We start from the raw sequence: 21,020 nt of genomic DNA on the forward strand, positions 1-21,020 counted from the left end.
TTTTACAAAATATTTATTAGTTTTAAAGTAGTATAATTGTATAGAACTAGTTATATAAGGAAATTTTTATGAAAGCTGCTGTTATTGGATTGGGTGTAGAAGGAAAAAAAGCAGTGACTTCCCTTTTAAATCATGGATGGGAAGTTTATGCTACTGATTTAAACATTAATGTCGATTTGTCCGGTTTAAATTTACCACGTTTATCTATGAACATGTTGGATAGTGAACAGACAGTTTCTATTGTTGGTGATAATTTAACTGTTGATTTGGGATTTACAAATTCATATGCTATTGAACAATGTGATGCAATAGCTATTAGCCCCAGCATGTTTGGCGGAGCATTTGCACAGCGTTTGCTTGAAGATTGCGATTTGTTAAGTGATGTTTTACAGAAGCACAAGGACATATTTACTATAGGTATTACCGGAACCAATGGAAAAACCACAACCGTTCATATGTTGAGAAATATTTTAGAAAATGCCGGAAAGAAAGTTTTGGTCGGCGGAAATGGTGGCGGAGGATTTTCAGGTTATTATGACTTGATGCTTGAAGCCAGTGAAGGCGATTATGACATATTGCTTGTTGAAGTATGCGACATGACATTGGACTTTTGCAATTATTCATTTGATTTTGATTTCGTAGGCCTTACCAATATTGGCAATGATCATATGGATGTTCATAAAACCATTGCAAACTATAAGAATTCATTAGTTAGATTTTTTGAAGGAAAAACAATATTTACTGCATTTAATCAAGATTTCAATAGTGATTTTAAGGAATCTGCAAGTAAACACATTCCTTATTTCGAATATCAGGATGAATTGCAGGTTTTTGGTAAATTCAATTTACTTAATGCAGGGTTGGCCACTGCAATTTCAAAAGAATTAAAGATACCTAAAGATATTATTCGAGACACTCTTTTTGAGTTTAAAGCAGTTCAAGGAAGATTGGACGTTTATAAAATTAATGATGCATCTGTTTATGTAGGAAAAACTGATAATTCTGATGCTTTAGCTTCAATATTGGCTGAAAAAGATTTTTATGCGATATTTATTGGTACTCCAAGACATAATGAAGAGCATAGGCTTGATATACTGGATGTTGCTGTCAAATATAATCCGGAAGTTATCGTATTGTTCCCAGGTCTTGATGATACTTTAGATTTGGCAATTTATAGATTAAACTCATTGAGATATGAAGGAAACATCATCACTGTAAATTCTCTTGATGAAATAATTGAACTTGTTGCCGAGTATTCTCATGAAGATGCTATACTGATTGGTGGTAATGGTCAAGATGTTATTATTGATATTCAAGAAAGGATTAAACTAATTTCTGAAAAATTGTCATAAAAAACATAATCTTTTTATATAATGTTAAAAAGATATAGTTATGTTATTTAATTTATGGTGTATTATAATGAGTAAAAGTTGGAGAAGTAAATCAATCACAATATTTTTAGTATTGTTTTCAGTTAGTATTCTTTTATTTGCTTTCACATTTGTAAATAGTACTCCTTACACTGGTCAATCCATTGCCGATACTTATAATTTAACTGTTGGGCAATCAGTATTTAATGGAGATTCAATAGTTGGTGAAAATGAAACTATTCAGCTTCCGTTATTATCCAATCTTGGTTTCATCGGTCATCAGCTTTTGGCTTTTGATTTGCATGGGATTTTGATGTCGGTTTCAACTGGTGTGGTTCCTTTTGATTTTACAACTGTGTCAAGTGAAGGAATTGATTCTTATGGAAATGCAGTTGGTATAGATGGACCAGGATATTTGACTTTTGAAGGAGATAAATTGGCAGTTAAAGGACCAGATAACTATGTATGGGGATATAGTGCACCATCTAAAGTTTTAACAAAGACATCTTCTGGTGTTAATCTTGTTGAAGATGGAAAACTTATTAAATCCATTCCTGCTAATGAAATTAAAAATTTAAATTTCTCCAGTGAGTATTTCAATAATGATACTATTGTAAGCTGGTATAATTATGATGCTCAGGAAGGAGACAATTTTACTATTGATAAAGGTATGGTAGGATTTTCCGATGGAAGGAATGACATTAATGCTTCTGATGTTCCACGTATTTTCGGACAGGATGTTGTAGATTATGCGGCTGAATACCCAACAGGTTCACCGATTTTATTATATTCTGGTAACTATACAGAACAACAAGGTGGACAAGGTTCAACTACTTTTGATTCACACCCTGAATATGGTGATTCAATTAGGGAAATTAATGCGAATCAGTTTGTAGAAGCATGGAACGGAACTGTAATCCCACCAAATTCCACAAGTAGTGGTAAAGATTATGTATATTTTGAATCAGCAAGTGATGCTTCAGCTCCTGGTGGAAGTGCAGCACACGGTGTATGTCCTCCTGCAAGAGCATTAAGGGATGCAGCATTGGCTGAAGGATTTGAAATGCCGGTAGGTTTGACTTCTGATGAAAGTGCTGTGTTGTTCGGTTATAACCCTGCAAGTGGTGTTACTGTAACAAACAACCATACTTATCCAGTCAAAATTTTAATGTGGACTGAAGGTGAAGGAGTCGGTATGGGTATTTACTGTCAAATTGTAAGATATATTCCTGAGAAATAAATATATCTTCTTTTTTTTTATTTTATGTCAATTTCAACTATTATTACTGCAGCGGGAAAAAATTCTCGGATGCGAAAAGATCAAATTTCTCGAAATCTCGTTTTGAAAAATAAACTTATTTTACCATTTAACAATAAAACGGTTTTGGAGACAACTATTGACAATGCATTATCTGCAAATACTGATGAATGTATTGTGGTACTTGGCCATTATGCTAGTGAAATAATGGATGCTATTTCTGATAATTATGAGGGTTCTGTCAAATTTGTTAAAAATAATCCTGTTGATGTAGGTTTATCAACATCTTTATTTAATGGTTTATCTAATTCGAATTCTGATTATGCCTTATGCATAACTGGAGACCAGCCGACTGTTTCTGCAGAAACGTTCAATAGGATGATTGAAACGATTCAAAATTCTGAAAGTCCTGAAAAAACAATAGCTATTTTAAGACGAAGAAAAACAGGATTGCTTGATACTGCAGAAGGATTGGGAATGCCGTTTGTAGCTCACAGAAAAAATTTAATGACTTATCTGGAAAATGAAGATGATAACTTAAATCCGATTCTTAGAAAAATTTTTGCTGACGGTTATGTATTTTATGGAATAAAAGAAAAAAATGAAAAAGAATTATTAAATATTAATCATTATGAAGATTATTTAAACCTTTTAGATTGAATCTAAGCCAGAAATAACTTCATCTATTTTTGCTGCACTGATTCCAACAGTCATTTCATTATCTTTAATGTCTGCTGCTTTTCTAGAACCGTCACAGCCTAATGTAAAGTTAATTCCATCTGTAATGTATGGGTTTGCAAATGCATCTCCACATAATGATTGAATGCCTGCAAATGATGGGGTGATTTTTTCTCCAGTCTTATAAACGATACTTTGGGCAAGTTTCATTCCACCAACAGGTTCTGTTATGATTTCAATTACGTCAGCTTCAAAATCAGCTTCGTCCAATGGAGCGTAAACAATTCCCCAATGTTCGTCTTCAACAATTGAAAGTTGACTGGTGAGTTTTTTAGCAGTTTCTAAATCTTGGAATCTTCCTAATGAGAAGTATTTTTCACCATTTGCCAATTTTGGAGGCATATCTCTAAGGCCTATTGCTCCTGCCCCTCCTAAACACATCTGTTCTTCAAGAGTTGAGTAAAATTTATTTCCTAAAGATGCTTTTCTAACCATTTCGCAGTGTCTTACCTTTTCATCAATTAAATCATAACCTTCGGGAAGGTCATTTTCTGTTTTGATTAATTTCATTGCTACTGGTTTGGCATCTAGTTTAATTTTACTTTCAATTGCTTCACAGTATTTTTGATTTTTCTCTAAATTTGTCATAGTAACAACCTCATTTAAATATTATGTTTAAGGAATTTTAAAGTCTTTTGTTTTATTCTTATTGTTTTTGCAAAATGTCCTAAAATCACATGCTGTACATGTCCTCTCATCAGCTTCAGCTTTCCAGGCATCCTGAATTTTACATCCTTTCATTTCATTAATCAATGACTCTTCAATATTGTAAACAACTTCATCAAATTTTTCAAGGGATTTGTCTATTTCTTTTGAATCAATGTTGATGATTCGAATAGACCTTTCCAATTTAAATTCATTACTTAGTTCGGGAGCCTTGTCATCATCCTGCCATTTGTCAATCAATTCAAAATCCTTTTTGTATTTTTCAAGTGTTCTTTCATCAATTAAACCGTTTTTCATTTCTTCTTTAATCAAGGCCAAATCTTCTTTTGATGGAACAAGTTCATTCAAATAAAATATTATTCCAGCAAAAATGGATTTGGAATCTTCCTGTTGGGATCTAAGCCAAGAATAGGTTAATATCTGCTGTTTATGACTTTCCCATTTGTTTTCAGATTTCGGGTCGGACACTTCAATTGGAGGTCTCTTCATTCCTTTATAGTCAATAATTATTTCATAATCCTCTTCATCCACACTTTCTGCAATTCTTTTTCTGAAATCTTCATTTTTCTTTAGTATTTCAATTATTTTGTTGTCATAAGTGTCCAAATTACTTTGTTCAAGAGTTTTGTTAATTTTCATAGATGTCAATACATCAACCACTCCATTGATACCATAATAATTTGATCTGCTTCTTTTTTCATCATATTGTGGCATATTTCTAATTCCTTTAATTAGAAGTTCAGATGAGTCAATCAGGGGGAACAGGTGTTTGCCCCAGATATTTATGGCTTTTTCTGCTCTTGCGCTTGCTAATTTCTTATGGTCATGTTCATTCAGATTTTCAATGTCATGATTTGTTGAACTGAAAAATAAATCTTCATCGTGAGGATACAATCCTCTTGTTTGCAGTCTTAAATCGATTTGTTCTTCAATAGGTCTAATATCTTCAAGCCAATCCCATGGAAATTCTGTTTTGTTCTGTTTCCATCTAATAAAGGCTTCTTCCATTACGCCGTGAATAAACTCACCAAACCATCTTTGAACAGGTTTTGATGGAGGTAGCGTACCTTTATTTTGGTAGCGGTATTGTAGATTGCATGTTAAAAAGGACAGTAAATCTCCGGTTAGGCTGTATTCCGGAATCATATATGCTTTTGATCTTGAAGGCAATTTCATATTTAATCTCCTAAATTAGATAAATTTCTCTAAATCCAACATATTTCTCATCTCTGCTCCAACCCAAAGCAATATTAGGTATATCAAAATGGTCATTTTTCTTATTATAACCTTCAATTGCTGAGTTAAGGCCAATCAACAATAAAACACTTTCAGCTCTTGAAAAAGCAACAAAGTAAAGTCTTGTCAAGTCATCAAATGACCTGTCTTTTTCACTTCTTTCACTTTCACCAAGTATGCTGTGTTGTCTGATTGTATCTTCAATAGTTTTCTTATCCGGCAATGTCTTAGGGAATCTTAATCTTTGGGTTCTGATATCATTTGTTTTAAATCTTGAACCGACATCCACTATAACAAGTGGAAATTCCAGTCCTTTCGATTGATGAATAGATAAGACATTTATTCGGTCATCAGGTAATGTTTCAAGAAGGGATTCATCAATACTTACTCCACCAGTTGAAAGAGGTATAAAAATATTCCATATGGCTTCCAAAACAGATTCTCGTTCATCAATTGGTGTTTTAAATGAAATATTTGAATGATAATCATTAAAAAATCCAGTTTGTGTAATTGATTTGGTAATAGCTTCAAGATATACAATTCCTTCAACATCGTCCTGCAGCTCTTCAATCCATGTTGTCAATTTGTATGCGAGTTCCATCAGACTTGCATTTTTGGGCCAGTGCTGTTCGATTCCATTAATGCTTTCGGGATATGGCCTTCGAAGTTGCCAGCGGGTTACGAAATCATTTAAAGAAATAGGTTCATGAGGTTCCGGATTAAGTTTAATGTAATCTTTTGCCTTAAACCTCCAACGAATCATATTTCTTCTGGCCAAGTTTGGAATTGTTTTATCTGAATTTTGAATGCTTCCTTCAGGGTCAATGCATTCAAGGATTAGGCCACAAAATATTGCAACGACATCAATTTCCTGAAGGTCAATTCCTCTTGGGTTAAACATTTCAATTGGTTTTCTAAGTCTTTTGAGATTTTTTCTTAAGTGATGGAGAAATGAACGGTTTCCATATTGCATTTCTTTTGGTGAATATGATAATATAGCTATATCTGAAGCTGATCCATAATCGCTATCTAGTTTAATCTTAATTTTTTCTTCATTTTTACCGGCTTTAATCGATTCCTGTTTTATTTTCTGCAAATTTGCAATGTTGATGTTGCCGTTTACCTTTTTATAGTACTCTTCATCCAGAACCTGCAGCACTTTTATTTCGCTTTCGCCTTTATTCACCAGATTATCTATCAATCGTGATAAGTCACGAGCTAGCATTTCAGGATTATTTCTAAACATTCCCAAAATTGGCATTTTATCTCTGTCAAAGTCAGGAGCGATAATTTTTGGTTTGTTTTCAACTCTTGCCTTTTGATATTCCCTGTCAAGTTCTGCAAACTGGTTACAATGGTTGATGATATTTTCTGTTGACCTGTAATTTGTTGTCAAGTTAATTTCCTCAACATCAATACTCAGTTTGTCTTTTACGCGTTTTTGGTAGTTTGTGAATAAGTCTACGGTTGCTCCTCTAAACCTATATAATGATTGGTCATCATCACCGACTACAGTAATATTGCCGTCGTTTTCAAGTGCGGATTTGGCAATGGTAAAGTAGATGTCTTCCTGAATTAGATTGGTGTCCTGATATTCATCAATCAAGACAATTTTTATTTCATCCAAAAATAAATCCAGTTCATTGTTCTTGAGCTTTTCAAGGAAATTGGATTCAAGCATTGCAAAATCAATCGTATTTCTATTTTTAAGTGTATTTTCGTATTCTTTAATGCAGTCAAGTGCTAATCTTGGCCCGCTATTTTCCTGTGTTTTTTCATATAATTCATCAAAGTTTATCTGGTCATAAAAAATTCTGTTTTTTATTTCCATTAATATTTCACTCATCTTGGACGGTTCTTCAAGTTTTGTTTTTCCGCTTAACTCCTTTAGGTATTCAACGAGCTTTTCGTTTCGGTATTTTTCATCTTTAATCAAAATCTTAATCATTGCTGTGTTTGCAACAAATTCTTCAATTACAATCGATTGATTTTCACCGGGCTTTCTGTTATCCCTAAGCAGCTCTTCGGCTATGCTGTCTGTAGTCCCTATTATTATTTGGTTAAAATCAATGCTTTCTATTTTTGCAATTGATTCAAAACTCTCATCACAGTATTTGTCTTCCAGATGCCTTTTTATTTCATCTCCCCATCCTAATATTCTTGAATACAGTTCATCTGCAGCTTTTTTTGTAAAAGTTGTAGCCAAAATCTTTGATGGATCAATATCATCCACGAAGATATATTTTAATATCTTCAATACCATCACTGTTGTCTTTCCGGATCCTGGTCCTGCAACTATAAAAAGGGATTTATTGGGCTCGGATAAAATGGCTTTCTTTTGCTGTTTATTTGAAGAAATGTCTCTTTTAAGTACTTTTGATGTGATGTCTTCAAATTCCTCATATGATATCATGTTTTCCCTCTCTTTATATATTTATTAATTTATGTCATTATCTTATTAATATAATAAGTGAGAGAGCGCTTGAAAAGTATTCATTGGTCATAAAATTGTTGTGTTTAATCGGAATTATGATGCTACAATAATTAAATTTTTATGTTATGATATTCAAATATTATATGTGGAAGTTTATACGTTCCATAATATGCATAATGAAGTTAGGGTTTTTAATCCTAACTTTCATTTGGATATTTCTCTTGTTTTTGATTACTTTTCAGATGCTCTAGGGCCTTTTGTTTATATAAGTATTTTTAAATATCTAATTTGAGTTTGGTATTGAAAAAATAGATTTTATATATTATGTTAATTTAAATTATATTTGTTAAATTGATTAGTGAAATTATGTCTGATTCCAGTAATATTGATGCATTCAAAAACGATGTGAGATACAGGGAAAATATTGCTCACATAGAAACTATTCCCGCTAAAAAAGCCAATTTTAAAAGGGTAGATAATTTAAATGAAAAGATAATCGATTATTTGGAATCAAAAGACATGAAATTATACAACCATCAGGCGGAAACATATAATGCAATTCAGGAAGGTGAGCATGTAATAATCACCACGCCAACTGCTTCTGGAAAAACCTTGGCTTTTAATTTGCCTATAATGGAGACCATGATTGAAGATAAAGAAGCAACAGCATTATACATTTATCCGGCAAAGGCATTGTCAAATGACCAGCTTCATGTGCTCGAAAATCTTGAAGATGAAATGAATATAAAAATCAATCCCAGAACATATGACGGGGACACTCCAAGGGAAGATAAGAGGGGCATTCGCGAAAAATCACGCATTGTATTGACAAACCCTTATCAGCTGCATCTTATTTTGTCATGGCATCATCAATGGTCAAGATTTTATCGGAATTTAAGGTACATTGTAATTGATGAGTCACATTACTACAAGGGTGTTTTCGGCTCCAATGTTGCGTTTCTAATTAAAAGATTAAAAAGAATAGCTAATTTTTATGGTGCATATCCTCAGTTCATATTGTCATCCGCCACTCTTGCCAACCCTTTGGAACTTGCCAACAGATTGACTGGAGAAGAATTCAAATTGGTGGATAATGATACATCCCCTAGCGGTGAAAAGGACTTTATCTTATATAATCCTTTTAAGAATTACAAAAGAAATAAGGTCAATATGAAAAACGCTCCATCTGTGCATATGGAAACTGAAAACATATTCATGTATATGATGTTGAAACAGATTCAAACATTGTGCTTTACTGTTTCAAGAAAGACAACTGAATTAATTGCGATGTGGGCTAAAAATGACATGACTCAAATAAAAGGAAAATTGGCTCACAGAATTGCTGCTTATCGGGCAGGGTATCGACCTGAAGAAAGGCGTGAAATAGAAGATGGCCTAAAAAGTGGAAAATACTTGGGAGTCACATGTACCAACGCATTGGAATTGGGCATTGATATAGGATCTCTTGATGCGGTTATCATATCAGGTTATCCTGGAACAATGATATCCACTTGGCAACAGGCAGGACGTGCAGGCAGAAGCCGTCAAAAGTCTTTGGCCATATTGATTGCATTCGAAAATCAGCTTGACCAGTATTTCATGAACAATCCAACATTTTTCTTTGACAAACCCCACGAAAATGCCATTATTGACCTGACCAATCCGATTTTACAGGAGGCTCATTTATTATGTGCAGCTAAGGAATTGCCTTTAAAATATGGTGAAGTGGAGAAATATTTCGGCATCAGCGATGAAATTTTGGAGGATTTGCTTTCAAAAAAAGATTTGCATATCAATGCCCGTGGCGATTATATGTATCCTTATGATGACAATCCTGCCTTAGACCATTCGCTGGACCAAATTTCAGGTCAGGAATTCAAAATTATGAATAATGGGCAGTTGCTTGAAACAATGGAAAAATCACAAGTGTATAGGGAAGCGCATGAAGGTGCAATTTTAATTAACAAGGGGGATACCTATGTTGTGGACAGCGTAAGTCTGTCAAGAGGATTTGTTAATGTCAGTCAAAAAACTGTAGATTATCATACGATGGTTTTAAATCAGACTGACATCAACATCAAAAAGAAATTGTCCAAGACAAAATACGGCAACCTTACAATTCATTTTGGCGAGTTGACTGTAAGTGAAGATTACTTCAAATACAAGAAAATGCAGTTTTCCAAGTCTGTTGGAACTTATCCTTTGGATTTGCCTCCTTTAAAATTCAACACTAAGGGTTTATGGTTTACAATTCCAAAATCGGTTAAAGATACTCTGGAAGATATGTTTCCAAACGAAGAGGAAGTCTTTGCTGGAGGTCTTCATGGTGCGGAACATGCTTTAATTGGACTGTTTCCACTCCATACTATGTGTGATCGGTTTGATATTGGTGGACTTTCAACAAATTATCATGAAGACACTCAAGAAGCTACCATTTTCATCTATGATGGATATGAAGGTGGAATTGGGATATGTGAAAAGGCTGTGGATGTGTTTGTAGATTTGCTTAAATCCACTTTGGATTTATTGAATAATTGCAATTGCCAAAGCGGATGTCCGGCATGCATATATTCTCCAAAATGCGGCAATGATAATAAGCCCCTTCATAAAAATGCCACCAAATATATTCTGGAGTATATGTGTAATCTGATAGCTAATGAAACTTCAGCTAAAAAAGAAGAAGTAAATGAGGAAGTCATAACAATAAAGCAAGATAATGAGGATGACATCAGATATAAGGATGCATTGGAACTATATAATAAAAATGATTATTCTCAAGCCAAAGATATTCTGAATTCTATTTTAAATTCAAATAAAAATCACGTAGATTCAATAGTATTGATGGCCAAAATATTGTATCTTCAAGATCAAAGGGACATTTCAAAAATGTTTGTAAAAAGAGCATTGGCACTTGATAAGTCCAATGAAATGGCTAATGAGCTTGATGTGTTGTTGAATAATAAACAGCCTATTGTCAATGAGGATATTGATGTTGAAATCAATACTATAGATGATGAAGAAATATTATATGAGGAAGCATATGATTTGTATAATCAGGGAGATTTGGATACTGCCTGTGAAATTTTAGAAAAGCTCATAGAATTTGATAGTAAAAATGCGGAAGCACTGGCACTGATGGGTTTAATTTATTATCAATCAGGAATATTTTCAAAAGCCGTTGAATACTTTAAAAAAGCTTATAAAATAAATAAGAATGGGGAAATGGTTAGGGAATTAAAAATGAGAGTTTCTTAAAAAAATTAAATTGGTGATGGGTTTTTAGGTTTTAGTCTATAATCATTGTAATTCCTTCAATGATTAAAACGACACCTATAATTATTGCAATGTATATTGGTTGGTTAAGTGCAAATATTGCAAGAGCTATTGCAACGATTCCCATTATCAACACAAGTATTGAAGTAAATGCGGATATGCGATTCATTTTAGATATCAATCCGGTTATTCCAAATACAATCATTATGAATCCAACAATATAGAATTGAATGCCTGTAATAAATGATAGTGCATTAATGTAGAAAAGGAATAAGAACCCAAATATGATTGCTATAATTCCAATAATAATTGTAATATTTGGAATTGTATTGTCAAAATCCCTTTTCATGTTGAATCCCATGAATGCTGTGCAAATACCAAAGTAGAGTAAACTTAATCCAACGATTATTGAGATTAGGTCTGATGAAAACATTGGGAAAATAATAAATATCAAACCCAATATCACTGAAAGTATTCCTGCACTTCTGTAAATATTAATATTAACACCTCCATTTAAATAAACTAATTAATATTTATGTTGTTAACTATTATTTAATTTTATTTATTATATGGTTATGAATAGGGGCTGAAACCATTTTCGAAGTGTTCGCGAACTTTTTCAAGCTCTTCAGGGATGTTAATTAGTTGGGTACAGTGGTCAATGCAATCTCCACAATATGTACATTCATCAGCAGGGGTTTCTTCATCACCTAACTTATCGTAATACAGTCTGTAAATATTTGATTCTGGTTGGTTTTTGCTTGCATTGTATAGGTGGAAGTAATCTGGAATTGGTATTTCAGATTCGCATGCATCTACGCAGTATTCACATTCACTGCATGGAACTGCAAGTGATGAATAAAGTTTTTCCACCATTTTTGCTAAAAATTCATTTTCTTCATCAGTTATAGGCTTGAAGTTTTCAAATGTATCACAGTTGTCCTCCAGGTCACTCATTTTACTCATACCACATAAAACCATTTTAACGTGTTCAAGTGATGCGCAGAATCTTATTGCCATGCTGGCAATTGACTTATCCGGATTAAATTCCTTAAAATCATTTTCAATCTCTTCAGTGGTGTTTACAATAACTCCTCCTTTCAATGGTTCCATTACATAAACATCCAAACCATGTTCTACACAAATATCATAGCATTTATGAGCCTGGATGGATGAATCTTCCCAATCCAAATAGTTAAGTTCTAATTGAACAATGTCTAAAAAGTCTCCGTATTTGTCAAGGACTTTTTTGAGAAGATCTGCCTTTTCGTGGAAACTGAATCCAATTTTTTTAGCAATTCCTGATTCCTTCATTTTTTTAACATATTCAAAGGTATTGTTTTCTTCAGCTAATTTTAACCATGGCACATTGATATTGTGGACGAAAAACACATCAAAGTAATCTATTCCAAGTCTTTCAAGCATTTCGTTTACAAATTTGTCATTATCTTCAGGGGATGTTAATGCCCATGTAGGCATTTTGTCACAAATCTGGAATGATTCACGAGGATATCTTTCAACTAATGCCTTTCTAATGGCTATTTCGCTTGCTCCATCGTGATAGGCATAAGATGTATCAAAGTAATTGAATCCTTTTTCCATATAAATGTCAACCATTTCGTTGAAGAGTTCCTGGTCAATTTTTGTAGCGTCTGTTTCATCGGTTTGAGGCAATCTCATGCATCCGAAACCAAATTTTGATTTGTAGTTCATAATATAATCTCCAAAGTAATACTATGTTAAATAATTTAAATAGGAATATATTTAAATGTTGTTGAATACAACAATTTTTTTAGAAATGTGTTATTACTTTGATATTACTCAAATATTAAATAGGTTTATTAATAAACAAAACTATACTTATAAATTAATATTATATTATAGGAGACACAAAATGCATGAATTATCAATGGCTCAAGGTATTATTAATGCAGTTATAGATACTGCTGAAAGTAATAATGCAACTGAGGTTAATGAAGTCACTATCGAACTTGGTCGATTAGCTATGGTAAATCCGGAACAGTTAAAATTTATTTTGGGAGTTCTCATTGAGAATACTATTGTTGAAGATGCAGAAATTCACTTTGAAGAGATTCCTGTTGAAGTTGAGTGTTCTGAATGCGGTTTCCATGGTGATGCTATTCTTGATGATAAAGATCACTATGCGCCTATGGTTAAATGTCCGGAATGTGATAGTCTTGCAGTTGAAATCCTTAATGGTAGAGACATTGTAGTCAAAAATATTGTTATCGAAAAACCTGATGATGATTAAGTGAATGGAGATGGAAATATGCACCAAGTAGCTGATGTTGAAGTTGCAAAAAATATTATGGATGCTAATAAGAGATTAGCCGATAAAAATTTAAAAAATTTAGAAGATAAAGAAATATTCTGTGTTGATTTTGTTGGGGCAATTGGTTCCGGTAAAACAACATTGATTGAAGAAATAATTGACAATACTGATTATAACATTGGAGTTCTTGCCGGTGATGTAATATCTGAGTTTGATGCAGGACGTATTGAAAAACATGATGTTCCTGTAGTTGGCCTTAATACTGGTAAAGAATGTCATTTGGATGCACATTTAGTGGGTCATGGACTTCATGATTTGCCGTTGGATGACTTGGACATGATTATTATTGAAAATGTCGGTAACTTGATTTGTCCTGTTGATTTTGAATTGGGTTCCCATATGCGAATTGTGGTTGTAAGTGTCACTGAAGGTGATGACACTGTTGAAAAACACCCATTGATATTCCAAACATCAGATGCTGTCGTTATTAACAAGATTGATTTGGCAGAAGCGGTTGGTGCTGATGCTGATAAGATGGTTGCTGATGCTAAAAAATTAAATCCTAATGTTAAAATTATCAAATCCAGTCTTAAAGATGGTTCTGGATTGGATGAAATTATTAAAGCTATTGCAGAGAAAAAAGATAGTTTATAATTAATTTAATCGGTGGTTTCATGAAAATATGGATTGATATATCAAATGCTCCTCATGTAAGATTTTTCAAAGATGTAATTAAATATCTTGAAGCTGAGGGTGAGGATGTGATTGTTACCGCAAGGCAATTTGGTGACATTCATAAGTTAATGGACATGTATGATATTGATTTCATATCTGTTGGAAAACATGGTGTAAGTTTGTATGATAAACTAAGGGAAAGCACATCAAGAGTTTATAATCTTGTTGATGTTATTCATGATGAAAAGGTGGATGTTGCCCTTAGCAAGCATTCTATTGAACTTCCTAGAATCTCATTTGGTTTAGGAATTCCAAGTTTGTACGTTTTAGACAATGAACATGCACTAGCAGCCAACAAGTTAACTCTTCCATTATGTGACAGAATAATCACACCAAATATCATTGACATGTGGAAATTAATGAAATTTGGAGCAGATCCGAATACAATCATATCATATGATGGAACTTCCGAGTTAATGCATTTTAAAAGTTTCAAATATAATGATAATGTTTTTGATGATTTGAATTTAGATTTAAAACATCCTAAAACTATATTAATGAGGCCTGAACCGTCTCTTGCTTCATATTTGGATGCAGATTGTAGAAAATCTGTCTTGTCCCCTATTGTGGATGAGTTAAAGAATGTGGCAAACATTTTAATTCTCCCAAGATTCAAGGAACAGGCTGAGATATTTGAAGGTATTGATAATGTTTCAATATTGAAACCTCCAGTTGACACATCAAGCATCATTAAAAAAAGTGATTTGGTAATTGGTGCTGGAGGTACAATGAATAGGGAAGCTGCAATTTTACAAACTCCAGTTATTTCTTGTTATCCTGGAGAAACATTGTCTGTTGATCAGTATTATATTAATAAAGGTTTAATGTACAGGTCTAACGATTCAGATGATGTTATTAATAGGGCTTTGGATTTCATTGTTAATCCTCATGAAAAAATTGATGTGAAAACTGATGACTTATTCCAGATAATTATTGATAATCTGTATGATTTGGCAAAAAATGGTAAATAGTTTTTTATAGTAATAATGTCAAATATTATTATTGGTATTTGACTTAAGTTTTTTTGGGCTGGTAGCTCAGATGGGAGATCGTCGCCTTGGCATGGCGGAGGCCCCGGGTTCAAATCCCGGTCAGTCCACTTTTATATTTTTAAAATTTAATAAGAATTGTGATTAGAATATGTTATTAATTGCTCAAAATCATTTACAATTGATTGTAGAAGTTGCAATAATGTTATTTGTGATATGGGTATTCACTTTAAACTTAATTCCATTATCACTTAGTGTGGTAACCTTTTTGTCTTTGTTCTTGATGGGTGGTTTCACACTTCTTTTCGGAGCTGATATTGCACTGCTTGTAATCTCTTCAAGTCAGGCGGAATTTACGCATCCGTTCGGACCGTTAGCATTACTTGGAACTGTAGCTGCATTTGCATCGCTGAAGGTGATGAAGGAATCGGGTGTAGATATAAGGCCACTTAGAAGATTTGTAATATTATTTACAATTGGTATTACTGTTTTCGGTGGATTAATGCACAGGTCTTTTTTGATTTTATGGATTTTAGGTTTATTCTTAGGTTATTTAATAATATCAAAATCATTCAGAGAAAAAACCGTATTAACCGGTAAAAGAATATTGATGTTCGCAGGAGCAGCTGTTTTAGGTTTGATATCTCTTGAAGCATTAGCTAGAATAACTGGAATGACAATTTTCTCACCACTTTTAAGGTTAGGTAGGATTGAACAATACTCTTTAACAAGTATTAAAACAGTATTGAATAACATTCAACTTATAGGGCACAATGGTGCCGCTTCCTATTGGGGTGTTGAGGGAACTGCATTTGCTGAAGGTTATATTACATTGCCGATGCAATTTGTTTTATTCTTCGGTTTGCCATTCCCAATGTTCTTCGGTATATTAGTAAACCAGAAGGATACAATTGACTATATGCTTCCAGGTATTTTCGGATATGGTTTTGATTTCGGATACTTAGGACTCGTTGGATTGATGGTGTTCACTCTTGGTACTATTATAATCGGTCTTAAAGTATTGACAATGTATCGGGAAAGAAGAGAGAAGAATAATAAGAAATACTTAGGTAGAGAAGTATTATTAACCGGTGCATTAGCAGCATTTTGTGCCCAAGCATTAATAGGTTTATTTGTATTTAACAGAACAATCAATGGTATGGCATTATTAACATTCATATTCATAGGTACATTAATTTTAGCTAATGTAGTCACACTTAAAACAAGATCATAGGGAAGTAGTTATATGAAAGCATTGGTATTACTTGGATGTCCTGAAACTCCATCCCAAACTCCGATGGCAGTTTATGTTTTTAATAAATTAACAAAAATGGGTTATGATACAACAATTGCAGCAAATCCTGCCGCTTCAAAATTAGTAAAAATTTCCGACCCTGAAGGATATTATAAGCTTAATCTTGTGGATTTGGAAAGAACATTAGGAGAAATCAACGAAGGGGATTATGACCTGTTAGTTGGATTTGTACATAAGGATGCAGCCGCTTCATTTTTTGTAACATTTGACCAAATTTTAAATACAAAATCTCTTGCATTGGTATTTTCAAGAGATATGGATGAAGTTGAAGAATTTGTTAACATGATTGAAGAAAGTGGAAGCAATGCTAAAATTCAGGCTGTAAGAGCATTCCATAATCCTTCACCAATTAAAGTCAAATTTGATAAAGCAATTAAGGAGTTCGAATAATATGTCTTTTTGTTTAGATACTTACCTTCAACAGTCTGATAATTATGAAATTCATGCTTCAAAAGCAGGTTTTAAAGATTGCGCCATGATTATAAGATTCAAGGCAGATGACTTGGTGTATATAAAACCTGGAGATGAAGTTTTAGGTGTGAGAGTTATTGGAATTCCACCAATTCCAATTGGTTTTGACCATAAAAAAGGAACTGTTTTTCTTCCATATACCAAACCTTGTCACGGAACTTCCGTTGTTGAATTGCCGATAGATGATGATGAAATTGAAAAGATAAGAAAATTAGACACTGGTAATAAAAAATGAAATCAACAGTTGTTGGAAGTTTTCCGGTTGAAGTAAAAGAACCTTCTTCAACAAAAGACAAGTTATTAAAAGCATTTGGTTCATATGATCCTTTTAAGGAAGCTATTAAAAGTAGCGTTACTGCTCAACTTGATGCAGGTATAGATATTATATCTGATGGTCAAGTAAGAGGGGATATGGTTTCTATTTTTACAAAGTATATTCCTGGAATGAAAATTGAAGATGGAAATACTGTTATCGTTTCTAAGATTGTAAGACCTATTCAGGAGATTTCAGTTAAGGATTTGCAATATGCAAAAAAGGTCATGAAAGATTATTTCGGAGGAAATATCCCTGAAGGCAAAGGCGTTAAGGGAATAATCACTGGACCTAATACAATTGTACACTCTTCAAGAATTCAATTTTTCTATAAAAACAAGGAAGATGCAATCATTGATTTGGCCCATTCGCTTAAACATGAGGTTGATGCAATAGCTAAAAAAGTCGACCCGATTTATATTCAGATTGATGAGCCATTTTTATCTACTGGAATGGTTGATATGAAGGTAGCTCGCGAAGCTATTGATATTTTACATGATGGTTTGGATGTTCCTTTGGCAATGCATGTTTGCGGTCTTTTAAATGATGCATTTAATGATATTGCAAAATTTAATGTTGATATACTTGATTTTGAATTTGCAGGCAATGACGTTAATTTGGATGTTTTAGAAAAGAATGCCAATTTGATTGGCAATAAAAAAATTGGTTTTGGATGTGTGGACTCGTCTGTAAATGAAGTTGATGAGATTACAGACATTGATGATTTAGTTTCTAAAGCAATTGATATAGTCGGAAAGGATAATCTGCTTTTGGATCCTGATTGTGGTTTGAGAAGAGCACCTAAAGATGTTGCCTTTGAAAAATTAAAATTGATGAATCAAATAAAAGATAAATATAGCTAATGTGAGTATAATGAATAGGAAACTAAAAATTGCTATTATTGTTGTTTTAGTTTTGATTTTGGCTTATACTGCATTTTATTTTACTGAATATCGTCATGCTGAAAAAAAAGCTACAGATTTGATGAATGGAACGGAAAATGTTTCGGTTATTAAAGAAAACTATGGATTATTTTTAAACGGCTCTGGAAATGATACGTTATTCATTTTCTATCCTGGGGCTAAAAATGAATATGTTTCATATCTTCCGTTGTTAATGGACATATCAAATGGTGGTGTGGATTCTGCTTTGGTCGAAATGCCACTGAATTTTGCATTTTTCGGTGAAAACACTGCTGATTCAATAATCGATTCTACAAATTATTCTCATTATGTTCTTGCAGGACACTCTTTGGGTGGGCTTTCTGCTGCAAGTTATCATAACCACACAGGCAAAGGTGATGCGGTTGTATTGTTGGCAGCATATCCTAATAGTGGTGTTGATATTCCTGTATTGTCAATATATGGCTCTGAAGATGGCATATTGAATAGACAATCTTATAATAATTCAAAAACATTGATGAGTAATCTGACAGAAGTTATTATTGACGGCGGGAACCATGAGCAATTTGCATATTATGGACCTCAATCCGGAGATGGTGTAGCTAACATAACTGCTGAAAACCAGCAAAATCAAACTGCCGATGAGATATTGAAATTCATAAATGAATTGTTTTAAAAAAAGAAATTTTTTAGGAAAAAATATTTTCCTAATTTATCTATATTCATGTTTGAAGTTTTTATCATATAACTTAGATGGATTAAAATCACCAGGGTCTAAAACATCTCCCACTATAATCATTGCAGTCTTTGTTATATTGGCATCTTTAACTTTTTGTGCAATATTATCAAGTGTTCCTTTAATTATTTCTTGGTCTTTCCAAGTGGCTTTTTTTACAACTGCAATTGGAGTGTCTTTTTCATAACCTACCAGCAATTCTTCGACAACCTTATCAATCATACCTATTCCAAGGAATATGCACATTGTTGCATGGTGTTTTGAAAAGCTGGCAATGCTTTCTCCTTCAGGTTTAGGTGTTCTTCCTTCAGGACGTGTGATAATAACGCTTTGTGAGATTTCTGGTAATGTTAATTCAGCTTCAAGGACGCTTGCAGTACCGAATAATGAGCTGACTCCAGGAATGATTTCATATTCGATGTCATGTTTTTTTAGTTCACGTATCTGTTCGCCTATAGCTCCATAGATTGATGGATCGCCGGTATGTACGCGAGCCACCAGTTTGCCCTCATTGACAGCTTCAGTTATTATGGCATCTGTTTCATCTAAATTTAAATAAGCGCTGTTGTGTATTTCACAGTCATCCTTGGCAGGATTTAAAACTTCTTTATTAACGAGTGAGCCTGCATAAATAATAACATCTGCTTTTTCGATTACTCTTCTTCCTTTAACGGTTATCAAATCCGGATCTCCTGGACCTGCACCAATGAAAATTACTTTTCCTTTCATGGTATAATTTTTTATTTCAAGTATTATTTAATTATTATGTATTAAAATTGAGCTTTAATTTTAATAAACTTTATTAATTTCGAAAATAACTAAAAAATATGGATGAAAAAGGTTTTATTTCAATAGAATATTTATTTTCAATCTTTATTGTTTTAATTATTGCTGTAGGTGTATTATTTTTCACATTAACAACAATTGAATCAAATAAAAATATTGAAAATAGTGTAAGCAGTAGGTTAACATTGGATTATGTGGCAAATTTGATAAGTCAGGTAAATGCAAATGGTGAAGGATATTCTATTTATCTTCATCTGGATTCTAAACCAGGATATTATAAGATAACGGTTGAAAAAAACAAACTCACAATTCAATCATGGAATAGAAAAGGAGAAAAATTAGTAATGCCGTTAAAAATCGATTCGAAATATGAGTTGTATAGTGGAAAGGATTATTTAATCAGTAAAAACGACGAAGGAAAAATTGTGATACGATGATGGATAATAAAGGACAGCTTAGCGCCGAGTATTTGCTTCTGGCGGGGGTTTTGATAATTCTTGTGATGTTGGCAATAGTTTTTGTTGCAAGTGAAAATGAATTGAATATGGCGATGAGCGCAGCACGAAATGGTGCAATTGAAGGGATTGGAACATCTTCGCTAGCTTTATATCCAATTGATACGTATAATGAATATTCAAATTCAAAGAGTAGTTTATTGCATCCATATTCGGTTGATATTGTTAATGTAAGTTATGTCGATATGGGTATGGATAAGAACTATAACAAGAAAAAAATCCAATTCAAGGTCTATGCAAAAACATCAAATGAGTACAGCAAAAGTGAACTTGATTCCATTGGAGACAGGATTAATTATAATTTAAGAAAATCAATAGCAATATGCTTTAACTCAAATTCATCAACAAATAAATTATATAATCCCGTCTTTTCACCGCATTATGTTTTCACAACAGCTAATATTAAATGGGTTTAAGAAGATAATAGTATTAGTGATAGTATGGATAGATATGAAAAAGGCAAAAAATGTTTAGAAGATATTCAAAAGGCACCTGTTGAAGAACTTTTCAAAGAATTGGAGGATATAGCCCCTGATTTATCCAGATTTGTTATTGAGTTTCCATATTCTGAGATATACACCAGAAGTGATGTTGATTTAAAAACTCGTGAATTATGTACAGTTGCGGCTTTAACAACTCTTGGTACTATTCCACAACTAAAAGATCATATTAATGCGGCTTTGAATGTTGGAAATTCACCTTCAGAAATTGTTGAAATTATAATGCAGATGTGTGCATATGCAGGTTTTCCAAAATCCATTAACGGTGTAATGGCAGCAAAAGAAGTATTTAAAGAAAAAGGATTGTTGTGAAGGGGTATTGAAATTACATTTGAAACGGTTGGCCATAAATTACAGGAAGAGCTTGTTGATATAATTAAAAATGGTAAGGAAACAAATGATTATGAATTAATCGTTTTTAAATATGTTTTTATTAGTGAGCTTGAAATACCTCTGGTTGAAGATTTGAATTTTGAAATTGTCGATGATG

General features: G+C 33.0%; 21 protein-coding genes and 1 tRNA gene. 16 read left to right on the plus strand and 6 right to left on the minus strand.

Annotation, left to right across the window (positions count from 1 at the left end; genetic code table 11):
* Positions 1-68 precede the first annotated feature (68 nt).
* From QZ143_RS00265 to QZ143_RS00275, 3 genes are all read left to right on the plus strand, one after another.
* A complete protein-coding gene (locus QZ143_RS00265) occupies positions 69-1,352 on the plus strand; it encodes a Mur ligase family protein (protein ID WP_292880135.1) in 1,284 nt (427 codons plus the stop codon).
* Positions 1,353-1,419: 67 nt separating this feature from the next.
* Positions 1,420-2,610, plus strand: coding sequence for a hypothetical protein (locus QZ143_RS00270; protein WP_292880137.1), 1,191 nt, complete (start codon positions 1,420-1,422; stop codon positions 2,608-2,610).
* A 24-nt stretch (positions 2,611-2,634) separates the two neighbouring features.
* Positions 2,635-3,288, plus strand: coding sequence for an NTP transferase domain-containing protein (locus QZ143_RS00275; protein ID WP_292880139.1), 654 nt, complete (start codon positions 2,635-2,637; stop codon positions 3,286-3,288).
* Here the strand turns inward: QZ143_RS00275 and QZ143_RS00280 are convergent.
* The 3 genes from QZ143_RS00280 to QZ143_RS00290 are packed head-to-tail and all read right to left on the minus strand — an operon-like array spanning position 3,280 to position 7,681.
* Entirely contained in the window at positions 3,280-3,954 is a 675-nt protein-coding gene (locus tag QZ143_RS00280; protein ID WP_292880142.1) for a DUF169 domain-containing protein, read from the minus strand. The two genes, QZ143_RS00275 and QZ143_RS00280, sit on opposite strands and share 9 nt — an antisense overlap.
* 27 nt (positions 3,955-3,981) lie before the next feature.
* On the minus strand, positions 3,982-5,208 hold the full coding sequence (locus tag QZ143_RS00285) for a PD-(D/E)XK nuclease family protein (protein ID WP_292880144.1): 1,227 nt from the start codon (positions 5,206-5,208) through the stop codon (positions 3,982-3,984).
* A 10-nt stretch (positions 5,209-5,218) separates the two neighbouring features.
* A complete protein-coding gene (locus QZ143_RS00290) occupies positions 5,219-7,681 on the minus strand; it encodes a DEAD/DEAH box helicase (protein WP_292880147.1) in 2,463 nt (820 codons plus the stop codon).
* A gap of 387 nt (positions 7,682-8,068) precedes the next feature.
* Here QZ143_RS00290 and QZ143_RS00295 point away from each other — a divergent pair, with 387 nt between their 5' ends.
* Positions 8,069-10,957: a DEAD/DEAH box helicase gene (locus tag QZ143_RS00295; protein WP_292880149.1), complete on the plus strand. Its 2,889-nt coding sequence runs from the start codon at positions 8,069-8,071 to the stop codon at positions 10,955-10,957.
* 31 nt (positions 10,958-10,988) lie between these two features.
* On the opposite strand, the gene QZ143_RS00300 is transcribed toward QZ143_RS00295, so the two are convergent.
* Positions 10,989-11,474 carry a DUF308 domain-containing protein gene (locus QZ143_RS00300; protein ID WP_342765202.1) on the minus strand — a complete coding sequence of 162 codons (486 nt, stop codon included), beginning with the start codon at positions 11,472-11,474 and terminating at the stop codon, positions 10,989-10,991.
* Positions 11,475-11,548: 74 nt separating this feature from the next.
* Positions 11,549-12,688, minus strand: a complete 1,140-nt coding sequence (locus QZ143_RS00305) for an aldo/keto reductase (RefSeq protein ID WP_292880151.1) — start codon at positions 12,686-12,688, stop codon at positions 11,549-11,551.
* Positions 12,689-12,869: 181 nt separating this feature from the next.
* Between QZ143_RS00305 and hypA the strand changes: the two genes are divergently transcribed.
* The 9 genes from hypA (at position 12,870) to QZ143_RS00350 (ending at position 18,669) form a co-directional block, all read left to right on the plus strand.
* Positions 12,870-13,247, plus strand: a complete 378-nt coding sequence (gene hypA / locus QZ143_RS00310) for a hydrogenase maturation nickel metallochaperone HypA (protein ID WP_292607137.1) — start codon at positions 12,870-12,872, stop codon at positions 13,245-13,247.
* An 18-nt stretch (positions 13,248-13,265) separates the two neighbouring features.
* On the plus strand, positions 13,266-13,922 hold the full coding sequence (gene hypB, locus QZ143_RS00315; RefSeq protein ID WP_292607139.1) for a hydrogenase nickel incorporation protein HypB: 657 nt from the start codon (positions 13,266-13,268) through the stop codon (positions 13,920-13,922).
* Positions 13,923-13,942: 20 nt separating this feature from the next.
* Positions 13,943-14,974, plus strand: a complete 1,032-nt coding sequence (locus QZ143_RS00320) for a DUF354 domain-containing protein (RefSeq protein ID WP_292607141.1) — start codon at positions 13,943-13,945, stop codon at positions 14,972-14,974.
* A 55-nt stretch (positions 14,975-15,029) separates the two neighbouring features.
* Positions 15,030-15,102, plus strand: a tRNA-Ala gene (locus QZ143_RS00325).
* A gap of 41 nt (positions 15,103-15,143) precedes the next feature.
* Positions 15,144-16,226: a hypothetical protein gene (locus tag QZ143_RS00330; protein ID WP_292607144.1), complete on the plus strand. Its 1,083-nt coding sequence runs from the start codon at positions 15,144-15,146 to the stop codon at positions 16,224-16,226.
* Between the two features lie 12 nt (positions 16,227-16,238).
* Entirely contained in the window at positions 16,239-16,697 is a 459-nt protein-coding gene (locus tag QZ143_RS00335; protein WP_292607146.1) for a DUF1890 domain-containing protein, read from the plus strand.
* A gap of 1 nt (position 16,698) precedes the next feature.
* Complete coding sequence (locus QZ143_RS00340) at positions 16,699-17,013, plus strand: DUF1894 domain-containing protein (protein WP_292880153.1); 315 nt, start codon at positions 16,699-16,701, stop codon at positions 17,011-17,013.
* The gene (locus QZ143_RS00345) at positions 17,010-17,954 is read left to right on the plus strand and encodes a methionine synthase (RefSeq protein WP_292607151.1); all 945 of its coding nucleotides are present in this window, start codon (positions 17,010-17,012) and stop codon (positions 17,952-17,954) included. The genes QZ143_RS00340 and QZ143_RS00345 overlap by 4 nt, the downstream gene beginning before the upstream one ends.
* 10 nt (positions 17,955-17,964) lie before the next feature.
* On the plus strand, positions 17,965-18,669 hold the full coding sequence (locus tag QZ143_RS00350) for an alpha/beta hydrolase (protein ID WP_292607154.1): 705 nt from the start codon (positions 17,965-17,967) through the stop codon (positions 18,667-18,669).
* A gap of 36 nt (positions 18,670-18,705) precedes the next feature.
* Here the strand turns inward: QZ143_RS00350 and cobM are convergent, their stop codons facing one another.
* Positions 18,706-19,458 carry a precorrin-4 C(11)-methyltransferase gene (gene cobM / locus QZ143_RS00355; protein ID WP_292880155.1) on the minus strand — a complete coding sequence of 251 codons (753 nt, stop codon included), beginning with the start codon at positions 19,456-19,458 and terminating at the stop codon, positions 18,706-18,708.
* 98 nt (positions 19,459-19,556) lie between these two features.
* Between cobM and QZ143_RS00360 the strand changes: the two genes are divergently transcribed.
* Genes QZ143_RS00360 through QZ143_RS00370 form a run of 3 tightly spaced genes read left to right on the plus strand, consistent with a single transcriptional unit; the run spans position 19,557 to position 20,842 of the window.
* Positions 19,557-19,952 (plus strand): hypothetical protein, encoded by a 396-nt coding sequence (locus tag QZ143_RS00360; protein ID WP_292880157.1) that lies wholly within the window; start codon positions 19,557-19,559, stop codon positions 19,950-19,952.
* Positions 19,949-20,446, plus strand: coding sequence for a hypothetical protein (locus QZ143_RS00365; protein WP_292607163.1), 498 nt, complete (start codon positions 19,949-19,951; stop codon positions 20,444-20,446). Before QZ143_RS00360 ends, QZ143_RS00365 begins: the two co-directional genes overlap by 4 nt.
* Positions 20,447-20,470: 24 nt before the next feature.
* The gene (locus QZ143_RS00370) at positions 20,471-20,842 is read left to right on the plus strand and encodes a carboxymuconolactone decarboxylase family protein (RefSeq protein WP_292880159.1); all 372 of its coding nucleotides are present in this window, start codon (positions 20,471-20,473) and stop codon (positions 20,840-20,842) included.
* Positions 20,843-21,020 lie beyond the last annotated feature (178 nt).

This window comes from Methanobrevibacter sp. UBA188, assembly GCF_905234905.1.
GTDB lineage: Archaea > Methanobacteriota > Methanobacteria > Methanobacteriales > Methanobacteriaceae > Methanocatella.

Bases quoted from the DNA above. Each gene is read 5' to 3' on its own strand.
- QZ143_RS00265 (WP_292880135.1), top strand. From the start codon at position 69: ATGAAAGCTGCTGTTATTGGATTGGGTGTAGAAGGAAAAAAAGCAGTG.
- QZ143_RS00270 (WP_292880137.1), top strand. From the start codon at position 1,420: ATGAGTAAAAGTTGGAGAAGTAAATCAATCACAATATTTTTAGTATTG.
- QZ143_RS00275 (WP_292880139.1), top strand. From the start codon at position 2,635: ATGTCAATTTCAACTATTATTACTGCAGCGGGAAAAAATTCTCGGATG.
- QZ143_RS00280 (WP_292880142.1), bottom strand. From the start codon at position 3,954: ATGACAAATTTAGAGAAAAATCAAAAATACTGTGAAGCAATTGAAAGT.
- QZ143_RS00285 (WP_292880144.1), bottom strand. From the start codon at position 5,208: ATGAAATTGCCTTCAAGATCAAAAGCATATATGATTCCGGAATACAGC.
- QZ143_RS00290 (WP_292880147.1), bottom strand. From the start codon at position 7,681: ATGATATCATATGAGGAATTTGAAGACATCACATCAAAAGTACTTAAA.
- QZ143_RS00295 (WP_292880149.1), top strand. From the start codon at position 8,069: ATGTCTGATTCCAGTAATATTGATGCATTCAAAAACGATGTGAGATAC.
- QZ143_RS00305 (WP_292880151.1), bottom strand. From the start codon at position 12,688: ATGAACTACAAATCAAAATTTGGTTTCGGATGCATGAGATTGCCTCAA.
- hypA (WP_292607137.1), top strand. From the start codon at position 12,870: ATGCATGAATTATCAATGGCTCAAGGTATTATTAATGCAGTTATAGAT.
- hypB (WP_292607139.1), top strand. From the start codon at position 13,266: ATGCACCAAGTAGCTGATGTTGAAGTTGCAAAAAATATTATGGATGCT.
- QZ143_RS00320 (WP_292607141.1), top strand. From the start codon at position 13,943: ATGAAAATATGGATTGATATATCAAATGCTCCTCATGTAAGATTTTTC.
- QZ143_RS00330 (WP_292607144.1), top strand. From the start codon at position 15,144: ATGTTATTAATTGCTCAAAATCATTTACAATTGATTGTAGAAGTTGCA.
- QZ143_RS00335 (WP_292607146.1), top strand. From the start codon at position 16,239: ATGAAAGCATTGGTATTACTTGGATGTCCTGAAACTCCATCCCAAACT.
- QZ143_RS00340 (WP_292880153.1), top strand. From the start codon at position 16,699: ATGTCTTTTTGTTTAGATACTTACCTTCAACAGTCTGATAATTATGAA.
- QZ143_RS00345 (WP_292607151.1), top strand. From the start codon at position 17,010: ATGAAATCAACAGTTGTTGGAAGTTTTCCGGTTGAAGTAAAAGAACCT.
- QZ143_RS00350 (WP_292607154.1), top strand. From the start codon at position 17,965: ATGAATAGGAAACTAAAAATTGCTATTATTGTTGTTTTAGTTTTGATT.
- cobM (WP_292880155.1), bottom strand. From the start codon at position 19,458: ATGAAAGGAAAAGTAATTTTCATTGGTGCAGGTCCAGGAGATCCGGAT.
- QZ143_RS00360 (WP_292880157.1), top strand. From the start codon at position 19,557: ATGGATGAAAAAGGTTTTATTTCAATAGAATATTTATTTTCAATCTTT.
- QZ143_RS00365 (WP_292607163.1), top strand. From the start codon at position 19,949: ATGATGGATAATAAAGGACAGCTTAGCGCCGAGTATTTGCTTCTGGCG.
- QZ143_RS00370 (WP_292880159.1), top strand. From the start codon at position 20,471: ATGGATAGATATGAAAAAGGCAAAAAATGTTTAGAAGATATTCAAAAG.